Annotated in this window: 14 protein-coding genes; 9 read left to right on the top strand and 5 right to left on the bottom strand. The window is 72.9% G+C overall.

What is annotated here, in order from left to right; genetic code table 11:
• The first annotated feature begins 10 nt into the window (after positions 1 to 10).
• The 6 genes from truB (at position 11) to dapB (ending at position 7506) form a co-directional block, all read left to right on the top strand.
• Positions 11 to 910 (top strand): tRNA pseudouridine(55) synthase TruB, encoded by a 900-nt coding sequence (gene truB / locus AB0G16_RS14590; RefSeq protein WP_362804175.1) that lies wholly within the window; start codon positions 11 to 13, stop codon positions 908 to 910.
• 181 nt (positions 911 to 1091) lie between these two features.
• Positions 1092 to 2045, top strand: coding sequence for a bifunctional riboflavin kinase/FAD synthetase (locus AB0G16_RS14595; RefSeq protein WP_362804178.1), 954 nt, complete (start codon positions 1092 to 1094; stop codon positions 2043 to 2045).
• A gap of 253 nt (positions 2046 to 2298) precedes the next feature.
• Positions 2299 to 2568 (top strand): 30S ribosomal protein S15, encoded by a 270-nt coding sequence (rpsO, locus tag AB0G16_RS14600; RefSeq protein ID WP_344905268.1) that lies wholly within the window; start codon positions 2299 to 2301, stop codon positions 2566 to 2568.
• Between the two features lie 320 nt (positions 2569 to 2888).
• The gene (locus AB0G16_RS14605; protein ID WP_362804182.1) at positions 2889 to 5294 is read left to right on the top strand and encodes a polyribonucleotide nucleotidyltransferase; all 2406 of its coding nucleotides are present in this window, start codon (positions 2889 to 2891) and stop codon (positions 5292 to 5294) included.
• Positions 5294 to 6607: a pitrilysin family protein gene (locus AB0G16_RS14610; protein WP_362804270.1), complete on the top strand. Its 1314-nt coding sequence runs from the start codon at positions 5294 to 5296 to the stop codon at positions 6605 to 6607. Before AB0G16_RS14605 ends, AB0G16_RS14610 begins: the two co-directional genes overlap by 1 nt.
• A gap of 161 nt (positions 6608 to 6768) precedes the next feature.
• Positions 6769 to 7506 carry a 4-hydroxy-tetrahydrodipicolinate reductase gene (gene dapB, locus AB0G16_RS14615; RefSeq protein ID WP_362804185.1) on the top strand — a complete coding sequence of 246 codons (738 nt, stop codon included), beginning with the start codon at positions 6769 to 6771 and terminating at the stop codon, positions 7504 to 7506.
• Between the two features lie 21 nt (positions 7507 to 7527).
• On the opposite strand, the gene AB0G16_RS14620 is transcribed toward dapB, so the two are convergent.
• Entirely contained in the window at positions 7528 to 9912 is a 2385-nt protein-coding gene (locus tag AB0G16_RS14620; protein ID WP_362804188.1) for a M20/M25/M40 family metallo-hydrolase, read from the bottom strand.
• A gap of 200 nt (positions 9913 to 10112) precedes the next feature.
• On the opposite strand from AB0G16_RS14620, the gene AB0G16_RS14625 reads away from it, so the two are divergent.
• Positions 10113 to 10619, top strand: coding sequence for a GNAT family N-acetyltransferase (locus AB0G16_RS14625; RefSeq protein ID WP_362804191.1), 507 nt, complete (start codon positions 10113 to 10115; stop codon positions 10617 to 10619).
• A gap of 97 nt (positions 10620 to 10716) precedes the next feature.
• Here the strand turns inward: AB0G16_RS14625 and AB0G16_RS14630 are convergent, their stop codons facing one another.
• From AB0G16_RS14630 to AB0G16_RS14640, 3 genes are all read right to left on the bottom strand, one after another.
• Positions 10717 to 11586, bottom strand: a complete 870-nt coding sequence (locus tag AB0G16_RS14630) for a 1,4-dihydroxy-2-naphthoate polyprenyltransferase (RefSeq protein WP_362804194.1) — start codon at positions 11584 to 11586, stop codon at positions 10717 to 10719.
• 40 nt (positions 11587 to 11626) lie between these two features.
• Positions 11627 to 12238, bottom strand: coding sequence for a GNAT family N-acetyltransferase (locus AB0G16_RS14635; protein ID WP_362804197.1), 612 nt, complete (start codon positions 12236 to 12238; stop codon positions 11627 to 11629).
• Between the two features lie 133 nt (positions 12239 to 12371).
• Positions 12372 to 13133, bottom strand: coding sequence for a CGNR zinc finger domain-containing protein (locus tag AB0G16_RS14640; RefSeq protein ID WP_362804200.1), 762 nt, complete (start codon positions 13131 to 13133; stop codon positions 12372 to 12374).
• Between the two features lie 135 nt (positions 13134 to 13268).
• On the opposite strand from AB0G16_RS14640, the gene AB0G16_RS14645 reads away from it, so the two are divergent.
• On the top strand, positions 13269 to 13568 hold the full coding sequence (locus AB0G16_RS14645; RefSeq protein ID WP_362804203.1) for a hypothetical protein: 300 nt from the start codon (positions 13269 to 13271) through the stop codon (positions 13566 to 13568).
• A gap of 118 nt (positions 13569 to 13686) precedes the next feature.
• Here AB0G16_RS14645 and AB0G16_RS14650 read toward each other — a convergent pair whose 3' ends face one another.
• A complete protein-coding gene (locus AB0G16_RS14650) occupies positions 13687 to 15093 on the bottom strand; it encodes a PLP-dependent aminotransferase family protein (RefSeq protein ID WP_362804206.1) in 1407 nt (468 codons plus the stop codon).
• A 100-nt stretch (positions 15094 to 15193) separates the two neighbouring features.
• Here AB0G16_RS14650 and AB0G16_RS14655 point away from each other — a divergent pair, with 100 nt between their 5' ends.
• Positions 15194 to 16069 (top strand): DMT family transporter, encoded by an 876-nt coding sequence (locus AB0G16_RS14655; RefSeq protein ID WP_362804209.1) that lies wholly within the window; start codon positions 15194 to 15196, stop codon positions 16067 to 16069.
• Positions 16070 to 16162: the final 93 nt, after the last annotated feature.

The following is a 16162-nucleotide window of genomic DNA, read 5'->3' on the forward strand; positions in this document are numbered from 1 at the left end:
AAGGATTCCCATGAGCACGGCTCGCGCCAAGCGCACCCCGCCGCCGAGCGGGCTGATCATCGTCGACAAGCCCGCGGGCTGGACCTCCCACGACGTCGTGGCCAAGCTCCGCGGCATCGCCGGCACCCGCAAGGTCGGCCACGCCGGCACCCTGGACCCGATGGCCACCGGGGTGCTGGTGGTCGGCGTGGAGAAGGCCACCCGGCTGCTCGGCCACCTGGCCCTGACCGAGAAGGGCTACGACGCCACGATCCGGCTGGGCGAGTCCACCAACACCGACGACGCCGAGGGCGAGACCGTCGCCACGGCCTCGGCGGCCCACGTCACCGAGGCCGGCGTCCGCGAGGGCGTCGCCGCCCTGACCGGCCCGATCATGCAGATCCCGCCGCAGGTCAGCGCGATCAAGGTGAACGGCGAGCGGGCCTACAAGCGGGCCAGGGCCGGGGAGGAGGTCGCCCTCGCCGCCCGCCCGGTGACGGTCCCGGAGTTCGAGGTCACCGCGATCCGGCGGAACGGCGACCTGCTGGACGTCGACGCCTCGGTCACCTGCTCCAGCGGCACCTACATCCGCGCGCTCGCCCGCGACCTGGGGAACGCCCTGGGGGTCGGGGGGCACCTGACCGCGCTGCGCCGTACCCGGGTGGGGCCCTACGCCCTGCCCGCGGCCCACACCCTGGAGCGGCTCGCCGCCGAGTGCGTGATCCTGCCGATGGCCGACGCGGTCGCGGAGGCCTTTCCTCGCCGGGACGTGACCGCCGAGGAGGCCGGCTCGGTCGCGCACGGCGGCCGGCTGCCCGCGCTGGGCCTGGGGGAGGGCCCGATCGGGGTCTTCGGCCCGGACGGCACGCTCGTGGCGCTGGTGGAGGAACGCGGCGGGGTCTCCAGGTCCCTGGCGGTCTTCGTGCCGTGACCGGGCCGGTGTGGTGACCCGGTCCGTGCCGTGATCGGTCTTGTGCCGTGATCGGGCCCGTGCCGTGACCGGGTCCGGCCGGCGGCCCCCCGGGGAGGCCAAAGTCCTCCCCGATTGGGGGGAAGGCCCCCGAGCATGGCACGCTTTAGGGGTCGATCCGCTACGAGGGGAAGAGGCTGCGGTGCGAGGCTGGCACGGATTGGACGACGTGCCCGAAGACTGGGGCAGGTCCGTCATCACGATCGGCGTCTTCGACGGCGTACACCGAGGGCACCAGGAGATGGTCGCCCGTGCCGTCGCGATGGCCGCCGATCGCGGGCTTCCCTCGGTGGTGGTGACCTTCGACCCGCACCCCGAGGAGGTGGTGCGGCCGGGCACGCACCCGCCGAGGCTCACCACGGCCAGGCACCGCACCGAGCTGCTGACCGCGCTGGGCGTGGACGCGGTCTGCGTCCTGCCGTTCACGCTCGAGTTCTCCCAGATGACCCCGGACGAGTTCGTCCAGACCGTGCTGGTGGACCGGCTGCACGCGGCCGGGGTCGTGGTGGGGGAGAACTTCCGCTTCGGCCACAACGCCTCCGGCGACATCGAGACGCTGCGCACCCTGGGTGAGAAGTACGACTTCGTGGCCGACGGGGTCCCGCTGGTCAGCGACGGGGAGACGATCTCCTCCACGCGGATCCGCGAGCAGATCGCCGCCGGTGACATGGAGGCGGTCACCCAGACGCTGGGCCGCCCGCACCGGGTCGAGGGCGTGGTCGTCCGCGGCTACCAGCGCGGCCGGCAACTGGGCTTTCCCACGGCCAACCTGGAGTCGCCGGAGTTCACCGCGATCCCGGCCGACGGCGTCTACGCGGGTTGGCTGCAGGGCGTCTCGACGGGCAACCTGCCGGCCGTCTACGGCGGCGAGCGCTGGCCCGCGGCGATCTCCGTGGGCACCAACCCGACCTTCGAGGGCGTGCCGCGGACCGTGGAGGCGTACGCGCTCGACCGCGACGACCTGGACCTCTACGGCGCGCACGTGGCCGTGGACTTCGGCCCCAGGCTGCGCGGCAACACCAGGTTCGACTCGATCGACGCCCTCGTGGAGCAGATCCACGCCGACGTCGAGAAGGTCCGTCGCCTGACGGGCTGACCCACCCCGTTCCCGCTCCCGATCCCCCCTCTCCGGTCTGGTTTCCGTCCCCGTCACTTCCGTCACCCGTGTCACTTCCACCGGGCCGGCGCGGGATGTGCGAGGGCGTCGGAGCCGGTGGTAACCTGGCATGTCAGCTCTGTGACCGGTGGTATGGCCACCCCGGCGCTGATCTCGCCACGGCGACTGTAGGCACGCACGGTCGTTCGGGGAGCCGGAAATCGCGCGTGCCCGCAGAGGTTCAAGGAGAAAAGTGTCGCTCGACACCGCCGCAAAGAAGCAGATCATCGGTGACTACGCCAAGGGTGAGACCGACACCGGTTCCCCCGAGGTGCAGATCGCTCTGCTGAGCAAGCGCATCAGCGAGCTCACCGAGCACCTGAAGGTGCACAAGCACGACCACCACAGCCGCCGCGGCCTGCTGCTGCTCGTCGGCCGCCGCCGTCGGCTGCTGAAGTACCTGCAGAGCAAGGACATCCAGCGCTACCGTTCGCTCATCGAGCGGCTCGGCCTGCGCCGATAGCCTGACGGGGGGGCGGCGTTCACGCCGCTCCCCCCTCTCATCGGGTTCGTTCGTCGGCGCGTCGCGCAGGGAAGACGCCGGCCCGGTGAGCAAACTGAACAGCCGAGAAAGTGCCCCGCGTCCGCAAGCAAGCGCGCCCCACGGCGTCGGAGGGCCGGTCCTCGGTAGTGGCCCCCGGTCATCATGGCGCGAAGCCATACGGAACCGGGCGCTTCGATCGAAGACCGGCGCTGCACCTACGGGGAGCCGGCAAAACGACGAACCAGGCGCGACACGTGCGTCTGGCCGGACGCGGGCGACCGATCCCAAGGAGGTCCCCCGTGGAGGGTGTCCACAGCAGCGAAGCCGTCATCGACAACGGCTCATTCGGCACGCGTACCATCCGGTTCGAGACCGGGCGGCTCGCGCGCCAGGCGGCCGGTGCCGCCGTCGTCTACCTCGACGACGACACGATGGTCCTGTCCGCGACCAGCGCGTCCAAGAACCCGCGCGAGAACCTCGACTTCTTCCCCCTCACGGTGGACGTCGAGGAGCGGATGTACGCCGCGGGCCGCATCCCCGGCTCGTTCTTCCGGCGTGAGGGCCGTCCCTCCGAGGACGCCGTCCTCACCTGCCGCCTGATCGACCGGCCGCTGCGCCCCTCGTTCGTCAAGGGCCTGCGCAACGAGATCCAGGTGGTCGCCACCGTCATGGCGCTCCACCCCGAGCACCTGTACGACGTCGTGGCGATCAACGCCGCGTCGCTGTCCACCCAGCTCGCCGGGCTGCCGTTCTCCGGCCCGATCGGCGGCGTCCGCGTCGCCCTGATCGAGGGCCAGTGGGTCGCCTTCCCGACCAACACCGAGCTGGGAAGCGCCACCTTCGACATGGTGGTGGCGGGCCGCGTCCTGGAGGACGGCGACGTCGCGATCATGATGGTCGAGGCCGAGTCCACCCGCGACACGCTCAAGCTCGTCGCCGAGGGCGCGGTGGCCCCCACCGAGGAGACCGTGGCCCAGGGCCTGGAGGCGGCCAAGCCGTTCATCAAGGTGCTCTGCGAGGCGCAGGCCAAGATCGCCAAGGTCGCCGCCAAGGAGACCGCCGAGTACCCGCTCTTCCTCGACTACCAGGACGACGCCCTGGAGGCCGTGAACGGCGCGGTGCGCAGCGAGCTCGCCGCCGCGCTGACCATCGCCGGCAAGCAGGAGCGCGAGACCGAGATCGACCGCGTCCGGGCGCTGGTGCTGGAGAAGGCCGGCCCCGATTTCGAGGGCCGCGAGAAGGAGCTCGCCGCGGCGTTCCGGTCGCTGACCAAGAAGCTCATGCGCGAGCGGGTCATCTCCGAGGGCGTCCGCATCGACGGCCGCGGCGTCAAGGACATCCGGCAGCTCAGCGCCGAGGTCCACGTGGTCCCCCGGGTGCACGGCTCGGCCCTGTTCGAGCGCGGCGAGACCCAGATCCTGGGCATCACCACGCTCAACATGCTCCGCATGGAGCAGATGATCGACACGCTCAACCCCGAGCGCACCAAGCGCTACATGCACAACTACAACTTCCCGCCGTACTCCACCGGCGAGACCGGCCGGGTGGGCTCGCCCAAGCGCCGCGAGATCGGCCACGGCGCGCTCGCCGAGCGGGCGCTGCTGCCGGTGCTGCCGCTGCGCGAGGAGTTCCCGTACGCGATCCGCCAGGTCTCCGAGGCGCTGAGCTCCAACGGCTCGACCTCCATGGGCTCGGTCTGCGCCTCGACGATGTCGCTGCTGGACGCGGGCGTCCCGCTCAAGGGCATCGTCGCGGGCATCGCGATGGGCCTGATCAACGAGGGCGACCAGTACGTCACGCTGACCGACATCCTCGGGGCCGAGGACGCCATGGGCGACATGGACTTCAAGGTCGCCGGCACCAAGGACGTCATCACCGCGCTCCAGCTCGACACCAAGCTGGACGGCATCCCCGCCTCGGTGCTCTCGGCCGCGCTGAAGCAGGCCAAGGGCGCCCGTCTGGCGATCATCGACGTGATGCAGGAGGCCATCGACTCCCCGGCGGAGATGAACGCGACGGCCCCGCGCATCATCACGATCAAGATCCCGGTGGACAAGATCGGAGAGGTCATCGGCCCGAAGGGCAAGATGATCAACCAGATCCAGGACGACACCGGCGCCGAGATCACCCTGGAGGACGACGGCACCATCTACATCGGTGCCACCGACGGCCCGTCCGCCGAGGCGGCCAGGTCGGCGATCAACGCCATCGCCAACCCGCACATGCCCGAGGTCGGCGAGCGCTACCTGGGCACGGTCGTCAAGATCGCGGCCTTCGGCGCGTTCATCTCCCTCATGCCGGGCAAGGACGGCCTGCTGCACGTCTCCCAGATCCGCAAGCTGCACGGCGGCAAGCGCATCGAGAACGTCGAGGACGTCATGAACGTCGGCGAGAAGGTCCAGGTGGAGATCGCCGAGATCGACTCGCGCGGCAAGCTCTCCCTGGTGCCCGTCGAGGTCATCGAGAAGGAGGCGACGGCCGGCGCCGGTGCCGACTCCGGCGACGACTCCGGTGACGACGACTCCCCGGCGGCGGCCCCCGCGGCCGAGGCCTCCGGCGAGGACCGCCCGCCCCGCGAGGAGCGCTCGCGTGACGACCGGCCCCGCGAGGAGCGGCCGCGCCGCACCCGTACCCGCAGCAGCGGCGGCGGTGGCGGTGGCGGCGGCAACCGTGGCGGCGGCGGAGGGGAAGACCGCAACTCGTGATCACCACCACTCTGCACCCCGGCAAGGACGGCGCCGGGGTCGTGAAGCGCACCGTCCTCCCCGGTGGGCTCCGGGTGGTGACCGAGTCCATGCCGACCGTGCGTTCCGTCGCGGTCGGCATGTGGGTCGGCATCGGATCGAGAGACGAGTCCCCCCAGCACATGGGGTCCTCCCACTTCCTCGAACACCTGCTGTTCAAGGGCACGCCCACCAGGGACGCCCTGGAGATCTCGGCGGCCATCGAGGGCATCGGCGGTGAGATCAACGCCTTCACCGCCAAGGAGTACACCTGCTACTACGCGCGGGTCCTCGACGAGGACCTGCGGGTGGCGATCGACGTGCTCGCCGACGTGGTGACCTCGTCGATCATCGCCTCCGAGGACGTCGAGGCCGAGCGCGGCGTGATCCTGGAGGAGATCGCCATGCACGACGACGACCCCTCGGACGTGGTGCACGAGCAGTTCTCCGCCGAGCTGTACGGGGACACGCCCGTCGGCAGGCCCATCCTCGGCACCGTGGAGTCGATCACCGCGGTCACCCGGGACCGGATCGCCGAGTACTACCGGCGCTACTACCTGCCGACCCACACCGTGGTGTCGGTGGCCGGGAACGTCGACCACGAGCGGGTCGTCGCCCTGGTCGCGGCCGCCTACGAGCGGGCCGGGGCACTGGGCGGGGACGCCTCGCCGGTGGCGCCCCGGGTGGGCGGGCCGGGCGTCGAGACGCGTTCGGGCACGCGGGTGGTACACCGGGCGACCGAGCAGGCCAACCTGGTCCTCGGCACGACCGCGCTGACCCGCACCGACGAGCGCCGTTTCGCGCTCGGCGTGCTCAACGCGGCCCTGGGCGGCGGCATGTCCTCGCGCCTGTTCCAGGAGATCAGGGAGAAGAGGGGCCTGGCCTACTCGGCCTACTCCTACACCTCCGCCCTGGCCGACACCGGCCAGTTCGGCATCTACGTCGGCTGCCTGCCGTCCAAGATCGACGAAGTGCTGAAGATCTGCCGCGAGGAGGTGCGACGGGTGCTCGCCGACGGCATCACCGAGGAGGAGCTCGTCCGCGGCAAGGGCCAGATGCGCGGCGGCCTCGTCCTCGGCCTGGAGGACACCGGTTCCCGGATGTCCAGGATCGGCAAGGGCGAGCTGGTCTTCGACGAGCTCCTGCCGGTCGACGACCTGCTCGCCAGGATCGACGCGGTGACCCCGGAGCAGATCACCGAGGTCGCCGAGGACGTGCTCAACCGCCCGATGACCCTGGCGGTCATCGGCCCGTACGACGAGGACAGGGACTTCGGCGCGGTCCTGACCGGCTGAACGGTTCAGGCCGATCGACCGGCCTGAACCGCTGAGCGGTCCCGACCGGCCGAACGGCTGACGTACCTGTCGCGAGACGGCCCCGGCGCTCCCCGCGCCGGGGCCGTCCCGCCGTCCGGGACCTTTTCCGCCGTCCCGAGGCCCTTCGGTATATTGGCCCCGTGATCAGGGTCGGAGTTCTCGGCGCCCGCGGGCGCGTCGGTGTCGAAGTGTGCAGGGCCGTCGAGGCGGCGGACGATCTGGAGCTGGTCGCGGCCGTCGACCAGGACGACCCGATCGAGCGCCTGGAGGCCGCCGAGGTGGTGGTCGACTTCACCCACCCCGACGTCGTCATGGACAACCTCGAATGGTGCATCTCGCACGGCATCCACCCGGTGGTCGGAACCACCGGCTTCGACACCGGGCGGCTGGCGACCGTGCGGGGCTGGCTGGAGGCCGACCCCGGGGTCAACGCGCTGATCGCCCCCAACTTCGGCATCGCCGCCGTGCTCATGATGCACTTCGCCCGGCAGGCCGCCCGCTACTTCGAGTCCGCCGAGATCATCGAGTTGCACCACCCGAACAAGGCCGACGCGCCCTCCGGCACCGCCCGCCGTACGGCGGAACTGGTCGCCGAGGCCCGGCGCGAGGCCGGATCCGCGCCGATGCCCGACGCGACCAGCACCGAGCTGGACGGCGCCCGCGGCGCCGACGTCGACGGCGTCCGTGTTCACGCGGTGCGGCTGGCCGGGCTCATCGCCCACCAGGAGGTGATCCTGGGCGGCGACGGTGAGATCCTCACCATCCGCCACGACACCATGAACCGCTCGTCGTTCACCCCGGGCGTGCTCCTGGGCGTGCGCCGCGTCCGTGAGCTGCCCGGCCTGACCGTCGGCCTGGAGAACCTCCTCGACCTGTAGGGGCCGGGGCCCGGGAGGGGCTCAGGGGACGACGGTGTGGGTCTTGGCGACGGCGACCCTGGAGCCGGCGAGGAACATCCACTCCGGCGGGGGGACGTAGCCCGGGATCGCGGCCATGTCCCCGGGAGCCGAGCTGACGTCCGTGACCCGCAGCCGGAGCGGCCCGTCGTGCCCCGCGAGGGTCAGGGAGACCTCGACGCCCTCCGGCCCGGGGGCGTGGAAGGTGAACGCCGCCCCGCGCCGCTCCCCGGACGTCTCTCCCGGCCGCTCCCCGGATCCCCCCGCGGCCTCCTTCGGCAGGGGGCGGCCCGCCACGGTCAGCGAACGCAGCGCCGCCGTGGCCGGGGCGTCCAGGCGCAGCCCGATCTGGGGGGCGCCGCGCTCGGAGCGTATCCGGACGCGCAGGGTCCGTACGCCCCCCGCGACGGTGTCCTCGACCACCTTCACCGAGGGCGCCGCCAGCGTGGCCGCCCTCGCCGGGCCGACGAGGGCGGGGCCCGTCCACACGTCGGGGAACGGGTGCGCGGCCGAGGCCGGGCCGCCGTAGCGGCGGGCCCACGCGTCGGGGGACGCCGAGGTCACCCAGACGGCCTTGCCGGTGTCGGCGTCCAGCCCGTACCCCAGCCCGGTCCTTCTGGGGTGGTCCGCGTCGGTCCTCTCGAGGCGCAGGCCGACGCCCACCAGGACGATCGAGACGGCCAGCGCCGCCAGCGGGACCAGGAGGGAACGCCGGCGCGGCCAGAGGAACTCGACCAGCGGCAGGGTGAGCCCGACGAGGAGGACCGCCTGCGGCATGACGGCGTAGCCGGCGTACGCCAGCCCCATCGGCAGGGCCGTCCAGGTGCCCGGCGCCAGGATCAGCGCGGCCGGCAGCAGGCCGGCGGTCAGGGCGGGGACACGCCATCGCGCCGGAGCGTACAGGGCCGCCAGCCCGCCCAGGGCGGCCCCCAGGGCGGGCCAGGCCAGGGAGTGCGAGGAGCCGGGCGAGGCGACGCCCAGCCCCAGCCCCAGGAACGCCGTCCAGATCAGCATGCCCAGCGCGAGCGCGCGGGAGCCGAGCCGGCGGCGCAGCAGCGCGTACCAGGCCAGCGGGACCGTGATCGCGAGCGCCAGCAGGGCGAGCCAGAACGGCTCGGGCCGGTACGGCGTCGTGGTCGCGGTCCCGCCGAGGTCGGGCCGGATCGTCGTGAGCGCGTCCCAGAACACCAGGCCCGCGCCGACGGTGAGCCCGATCGGGATCAGGGCCGACACGGTCGCCAGCAGGGTTCGCCGGAGCGTGACCGCGCCCCGGCGGCGGGCCAGGAGGACCAGCGCCAGCGTCGCCACGAAGGCGAGGCCCCCCAGGACGGACGCCGCCCAGGCCGGATAGCGGACCAGGATCCCGGGAGGGACGTTGAAGTAGACCAGGTCCTGCCCGTCGGCCGTCCGCGCCAGGTCGGCGTCGCCGAACGCCCGCACGAGCGCCAGCGTGTTGTCCCCCATCTGCTGCAGCGTCGGCAGATCGACGCGGGAGGGGTCGTCGAGGACGCTGTGGTAGTAGGTGCCCGCGCCCGCGAAGGCGGAGTCCAGCACCGACATGCCGGCCGGGGCGAAGGCGGTGAAGTCGGTGTCGTTGGGGAGGATCTCCATGAGATCGGCGAAGGTGGAGTCGGCCACCGGGTGGGGGGCCGCCGATCCGAACACCGAGATCAGGCCGGCGTTGGGTCTGGTGGACCGGAACATCAGCACGGGACCCTTCGCCCCCCGCGCCTCGTGGTTGAGCACCACGCTCCTTCCCCGTGCGAGGGGGTGCCCGGCGACGAAGGCCTCCGCGCCCAGGAGTCCGGCTTCCTCGCCGTCGGTGATGAGGAGCACCACGTCGTTGCGCGGGCGTCTCCCGTCGGCGAGCAGCGCCCGCGCCGCCTCGAGGGCGCTCGCCGTACCGGCTCCGTCGTCGTTGGCGCCCGGTCCCTCCGGGACCGAGTCGTAGTGCGCCGTCACGAAGACCCGCCCGGTGGGGGCGGTGCCCGGTATCAGCGCGACGATGTTGAGAACGCGGCCGGCGACGGCGGGCCAGGCCCCCAGGGACGACGGTGCGACGCCCGTCGCCTCCTGCACCTCGGGCCGCAGGCCCATCCGCCGTAACTCGTCGACGAGGTACTCGCGAACCCGGGCGTGCTCGGCCGTGCCGACCGGGTGCGGCGCGGTCGCGAAACGCTCGATGTGGGAGAAGGCGCGCCGGGCGCTGAAGTCCCGTCCCGGGGCGTCGGCCGGGCTCACCGAGAAGGGGGTGATGTCCACGACCGCCCCGACGGCGGCCAGCAGCAGCACACCCAGGGCCACCAGCCCGGAGGCGAGGGACCACCGGGTCCGCGTGGCGGAGGCGTCCTCGCGGGCGGGTGAGGTTCGGTTCTCGCTCGTCGTCATCGCGATCGCTCCCGTGTCCTGACTTCCCCACGTCATCGTCCGCGCCACCGTAGACGATCACAAGGGGAACGTCACGGCGTCTGCCGGGACGGGGCCGGGCACGCGACCGGCGACGGACCGGAACCGGTCCGGTGCCGCCCCGGTGACCTGGGAGACAATCCCTGTGATCCGCGCGGGACGCGGAGCTATCCTTCGATTCCATGACAGGAATCCGATCCTCGACCTCCGAGGTGCGCTGGGCGCGGCAGGAGGAGCTGGCCGGGCTGGTCGCGGTGGAGCTCGCGGCCGACGGCCTCTTCGCCCGGGTCGGGATCACCTTCCCGCCGGGCACCACGATGATCGAGGAGGCCGGCGACCCCTCCCGGGTACTCGTCGCGGGGGAGCCCCCGATCGGTTTCGCCCTGTTCGGGCACGTCGACGGTCAGATCCACCTGGACCAGCTGGCCGTCCACCCCGACCACGGGCGCAGGGGCGCCGGCGGGCGCCTGGTGGAGGCCCTCTGCGCGCACGCCGCCGCGACCGGCCACACCTCGGTGACGCTGACGACCTACCGTGACGTGTCCTGGAACGCGCCCTGGTACGCCCGGCGCGGCTTCTCGGTGCTGGAGCCGGGGAAGTGGGGCCCGGAGCTGGCCGAGCTGGTACGTCACGAGCGGGAGCTGGGCATCGAGGTCGCCCCCCGCGTGGTGATGCGCCGCCCCCTGTGACGGGCCGTCTGCCGGGACGCGCGCCGCCTGCCGTGGTGCGAGGCCTGCCGTGACGCACCGCCCGCCGTGACGGGGAGCCGGAAGGCGCGAGCGAGGGTCAGAGGGCCAGGCCGACGGTCAGCAGCAGGCCGTACACGAGCTGGAAGCGCCCCGTCTGCTGGAGCGTCGCGATGAGCGCCGGGCCGGTCGCGCCCTCCGCGACGGCCCGCACCGGGGCGACGGCGAGGGGGGCGGCGAGCAGGGCCAGCGCGGTGAACGTCCACCACGGCGCCAGGGCGACCGCGACCAGCAGGGGCAGCGTCAGGCAGAGGGTGTACAGGACGCGGGTGCGCCGGTCGCCGAGGACCACGGCCATGGTGCGCTTGCCCGCCGGGCCGTCGGTCACCAGGTCGCGCAGGTTGTTGACCACCAGCATCGCGCACGCCAGCAGCCCCACCGGGACGGCCGCCGCCACCGCGAGCCAGGGCAGGCGTTCGAGCTGGACGTAGGTGGTGCCCGCCACGGCCACCAGGCCGAAGAACACGAACACCGAGATCTCGCCGAGCGCGCGGTACCCGTACGGGCGCGAGCCGCCGGTGTAGAACCAGGCGGCGGCGATCGAGGCCGCCCCGACCAGCAGCAGCCACCACGCGCCGGTGACCACGACCAGCACCAGCCCCGCCACCGCGGCGGCCAGGAAGCAGGCCAGGGCCGCGACGAGGACCTGCCGGGGCGAGGACACCCCCGAGCCGACCAGCCGCATCGGGCCGACCCGCCGGGCGTCGGTGCCGCGCACCCCGTCGCTGTAGTCGTTGGCGTAGTTGACGCCCACCTGCAGGGCCAGCGCCACGAACAGGGCGACCAGCGCCCGCCACCACACCCCGCCGTCGTGTCCGATCGCGACCCCGGTGCCGACGGCGACCGGGACGACGGCGGCGGGAAGGGTGCGCGGGCGTGCTCCGGCGATCCACTGGCTCGGGGTGGCCATGGGGGTGCGGCGTTCCTCTCCGGATCCGTTTGACGCGGGTCTAGCTGATGTCGGTCGCCAGGCGGATCATCCGCACCGTACGGCCCATGTCGATGACCCGCTCGGCCCCGTCGGCGCCCCACCCGGCGGACTCCAGGAAGCCGAGCACCGCGTGGTTGTCGGCGAAGACCCAGGTCACGATCGTGTGGTAGCCGTCGTCGCGCAGGTAGTCGACCGTGGCGTTGAGCAGCCGGCTGCCGTGACCGCGCCGGACGTGGTCGGGGTCGATCAGGAAGGTGAGCATCTCACCCGCGGTGGTCGGATCGAGGTCGGGGTCCTCGGCGGGGGCGTGCGAGGCCAGGCCCGCCACCTTCTCGGCGCCTCGCATCGCCGCCATGGCCTCGATGCCGCCGGGGCCGAGGGCGGGGAAGGCGTCGGTGTCCAGCACGACCTGCTCCACGGCCACCAGCACGCGGTGCCGCCGGCTGGGCGGGGAGGTGATCGCGTCCTCCCACTGCTGCCGCCACATGTTCTCGGCCGCCGGGCCGGTCATCTGCTCCAGCGGCCCTTCGGGAAGGAACTCCCGGTAACCGTACTTCCACGCGCGGATCTGGGTGCCCGTCACCGCGGCGACATCCTCGTGCCGAGCCGCCCGCACGCCTACGTCTGCCATCTCGGCCCGCTCCTTATCTGCCGTCTGCCGTCGCCTCGGAACGCGCTGTCTCGTGGGATCTCGTGCCACGCGAGCGGGCGTCAGGCGGGTGGATCCGTGAGGCAGGCTCTTACACCGTATCGGGGAATCCGACTCAGAGATGACGTGAACCGGGCTCCGTCTGCCGACGAGCCCGATATGCCCGTGTCTTCGTACGGTTACCGCAGACCTTCATGGAACACCACGACCGGGAACGGTTCTTGGAGGAGTCGACGAACGCCCACTGGCAGGTGCTCTCGGTGCAGACCTTCAGGCGCGGCCACAGGCCGGTGGCGTGGGTGTCCATCACGGCGGCGACGATCCTGGCCAGCCCGCCGGGCACGCCGGTCGCGACCGGTTCGAGCGTCGGTCCCAGGGGGCCGAAGGTGACCTGGAGCGCGAGCCCGGCGAAGGCCGGGAGGAGCCGTGCCGGCCGGCCGTCCTCGCGGTGGAGCCCGTCGTCCTCGAGGTCGCCCCCTTCGTCGTCACCGGTGGCGTCGACGGCGGGCGTGTCGGGGGCGGTGCCGGTGGCCGCGGTGGCCGCAGCGGCGGCGGTGTCGGCGGTGCCGGGGCCGGGCGCCGGGGTGAGGGGACGGTCCTGTCCCGCGGGACGCTCCCGCGCGGGCGGGCGGTCGTGATTGCGGCGGAGCGCCTCGCGCAGGCCCTCGCGGAGGTCCAGGGCCCGTGCCAGATCCGTCTCGTCGGCCGTGTCCCCGTCCCCGATCAGGCCGCGCCGGCCGAGCCAGGCGGTGAGGGCGGCGGGGGAGGGGATCGACTCGGTGCCGGTCTCGACGTCGTAGGTGTTCACGAAGTCGATCACCAGGCCGGAGGGGTTGTCCATGTCGTCGCTCACCTCTTCGCAACCACTGTACGTCATTTGGGGGTTGTCTTCGAGACAACACCACCGTAGCCTCATAGCTGGTTAACAACGGGGGTGTCATGTGGTACCTGACCTATCTCGCCTTCGGGGAGAGCGGCGGGCGCGAGTCGTACCGGAGGAGTGGCCGTGATCATGAGGGTGTGGAGGGGCTGGACGCGCGCCGAGGACGCCGTCGCCTATGAGGAGTACCTGCTGTCCACCGGATACGTCGGATACACCTCCACCGCGGGCAACCGCGGGGTGTGCTTCACCCGTCGCGACGCGGGGGACAGGAGCGAGTTCCTGCTGACCTCGCTCTGGGAGTCCTGGGAGGCGATCCACGCCTTCGCCGGACAGGACCCGTCGCGCGCCGTCTTCTACGACGAGGACGACCGCTTCCTGGTCGAGCGCGAGCTCACCGTCACCCATCACGAGGTCTTCGCCTTCGCCTGAGCCATCGTGGAGAGGCGGGTTCCCGGGGGTCCGGGGGCCCACAGGGGCGGCCCCCGGATCCCCGCCCCGTCCGCGGGCCCGGCCCGTTCCTCAGTCCGGGCCCGTCCGCGGGTGACCACTACGTGCCGTTCAGTGCCGTCGCCAGCCTGCGTACGCCCTCGACCAGCTCGGCCGTGTGGATCGGCGCGGAGTGGGTGATCCTGATGCGCGGCCCCGGGGGTTCGGCGGGGTAGTAGAGACGCCCGGGGCTGACCAGGACGCCCGCCCTCCTGGCCGCCTCCACCACCGCGTCCTCGTCCCGCTCGGCGGGCAGCCGCAACCACAGGTGCAGGCCCCCCCGGGGGACCAGGTGGATCTCGGCGTCGGGCATCCGGGTGGCCAGGGCGGCGGTGACGGTGTCCCTGCGCAGGGTCAGCTCGGCGCCCACGGCGTTCAGGTGGCGCCGCCAGGCCGGGGAGCTGACGAACTCGAGGGCGGTCTCCTGAAGGGGCCTGGACACGAAGAAGGACTCCACGAGCTGGTTGGCCCTCAGCCGGCGGGCGACCGGCCCGCGCGCCACGATCCCGGCGACCCGGATGCTGGGCGAGAGCGGCTTGGTCAGGGAGTTGACGTGCACGACCGTGCCGTGGGCGTCCAGCGCGACCATCGGCGGCGGCATCGGCGGCGCCGACGGTGAGGCGAAGTAGCGGGCGTAGTCGTCCTCGATCACGAAGGCGCCCGCGGCGCGGGCGATCGCCAGCACCTGCTCGCGTCGCTCCAGGGACAGTGTCGCGCCGGTGGGGTTGTGCAGGGTCGGCTGGCAGAAGAAGACCCGTGCGCCGGTCACCGCGAACGCCTCGGCGAGCAGGTCGGGCCGGACCCCGTCGCGGTCCATGGGCACCGCCGTCGCGCGCAGCCCGGCGGCCAGCGCCGCGGCCCGCGCGCCCGGGTAGGTGGGGGTCTCCACCAGGATCGGGGTGCCCGGGGCGGCGAGGGCGCGGAAGGCGTGGGTGAGCGCCGCCTGCCCGCCGCCGACGACGAGGACGTCCGACGGCGTGACGTCGCCGCCCAGTTCCCGGGCGAACCATCCGCGCAGCTCGGGCAGCCCGGACCGGGGAGGCATCTCCCAGACGTCGGGGCGGCGCAGCGCCCGGGACGCGGCGGCCGACAGGGCCGCGGACGGGCGCAGGGCCGGGTTGAGGTAGCCGCCGGAGAGCGGGATCACACCCTCGGGCGGACGGGCGAGCAGGGAGGCGATCGCGCTGTCGTCCACCACCCGGTCGCCGAGGGCCACCGTCTGCCAGGACATGTCGGCGTCGTCGCCCCCGCGGGTGACGGCGGGCGCGACGTAGGCCCCGCTGCCGGGCTTTGTGATCACTCGCCCTTCCGCGGCGAGCCTGCCGATCGCCCGTGACACGGTCACCGGGCTCACGCCGTGCGACCGGACCAGCTCCCGGCTCGACGGCAGCCGGTCGCCGGGACGGAGGCGGCCGATCTCCTCGCGGAGCACGGCGGCCAACCGGACGATACTGCTATCGTCATTCATGAGGGATGAGAGTAGCGCTATCGTCCGGGATTCAGTAGCGGCCCGCGGAAACCCGGACCTCACCACCGCGTCCCCGTCCGGTGGGGCGGGGCGGGGCGGGGTGCGGCGGGGGACGGCGCGGCGAGGCACCGTGCTGGCCGGGCTCGGGGTGCTCTCGTTCTCGGGCTCGCTCCCGGCCACGGTCTTCGCGATGGAGGGCTTCGACCCCTACCTGGTGGCGATCGGCCGGGCCGTCATAGCCCTCGTCGCGGCGGTCGCCTTCCTGCTCGTGGCCCGGGTGCCGCTGCTGCCGCCCAGGTCGCAGCTCCGCTCCTACGCGGTCATCGCGGGCGGCGTGGTGTTCGGATTCCCGATCTTCAGCGGGCTGGCGCTCGACGCCGGAGCCTCCACCTCGCACGCCGCCGTGGTGATCGGGCTGCTGCCCGCCGCCACCGCCGTGTGCGCCGTGCTGCGGGCCGGGGAGCGGCCCAAGGCGCTGTTCTGGGTCTCCTGCGGCCTGGGCGCCGCCGCGATCACGGTCTTCACCCTCAGCATGGGCGGCGGGCACGTCACCTGGGCCGACGTCCTGCTCGTCGGCGCGCTGCTCTCGGCCGCCGTCGGCTACACCGAGGGCGGGCGCCTGGCCCGGGAGACCCCCGGCTCGCAGGTGATCTCCCGGGCCCTCGTCGTCGCCGCCCCGCTGACCGTGCCGATCACCGTGGTGCTGGCGCTGACCACCGAGACGCGACCCGGCGCCGCCTCGCTGGCCGGGCTGGCGTACGTGGGCCTGGTCTCGATGTTCCTGGGCTTCATCCCCTGGTACGCCGGGCTGGCCATGGGAGGGATCGCCCGCGCCGGGCAGACCCAGCTCGCCCAGCCGCTGCTGAACCTGGTGTGGGCCTGGCTGCTCCTCGACGAGCGCTTCGGCCCCGCCACGGTGGTGGCGGCGCTGGCCGTGCTGGCGTGCGTCGCGCTGACCCAGCGCACCCGCGCCTGAGGTCGTACGAGAACGGCGTGGACGTGGGCTTCCTGGAGCCGGGGGCGTCACCCCCGTGTTCTGACGGAGGGACGCTCGAACGGCGGCATGCGA

Source organism: Streptosporangium sp. NPDC023615, from assembly GCF_040640155.1.
In the GTDB taxonomy this organism is placed as follows: Bacteria; Actinomycetota; Actinomycetes; order Streptosporangiales; family Streptosporangiaceae; genus Streptosporangium.

Bases quoted from the DNA above. Each gene is read 5' to 3' on its own strand.
- AB0G16_RS14630 (WP_362804194.1), bottom strand. From the start codon at position 11,586: ATGGCCACCCCGAGCCAGTGGATCGCCGGAGCACGCCCGCGCACCCTT.
- AB0G16_RS14640 (WP_362804200.1), bottom strand. From the start codon at position 13,133: ATGACGTACAGTGGTTGCGAAGAGGTGAGCGACGACATGGACAACCCC.
- AB0G16_RS14645 (WP_362804203.1), top strand. From the start codon at position 13,269: ATGAGGGTGTGGAGGGGCTGGACGCGCGCCGAGGACGCCGTCGCCTAT.
- AB0G16_RS14620 (WP_362804188.1), bottom strand. From the start codon at position 9,912: ATGACGACGAGCGAGAACCGAACCTCACCCGCCCGCGAGGACGCCTCC.
- AB0G16_RS14650 (WP_362804206.1), bottom strand. From the start codon at position 15,093: ATGAATGACGATAGCAGTATCGTCCGGTTGGCCGCCGTGCTCCGCGAG.
- truB (WP_362804175.1), top strand. From the start codon at position 11: ATGAGCACGGCTCGCGCCAAGCGCACCCCGCCGCCGAGCGGGCTGATC.
- AB0G16_RS14625 (WP_362804191.1), top strand. From the start codon at position 10,113: ATGACAGGAATCCGATCCTCGACCTCCGAGGTGCGCTGGGCGCGGCAG.
- AB0G16_RS14635 (WP_362804197.1), bottom strand. From the start codon at position 12,238: ATGGCAGACGTAGGCGTGCGGGCGGCTCGGCACGAGGATGTCGCCGCG.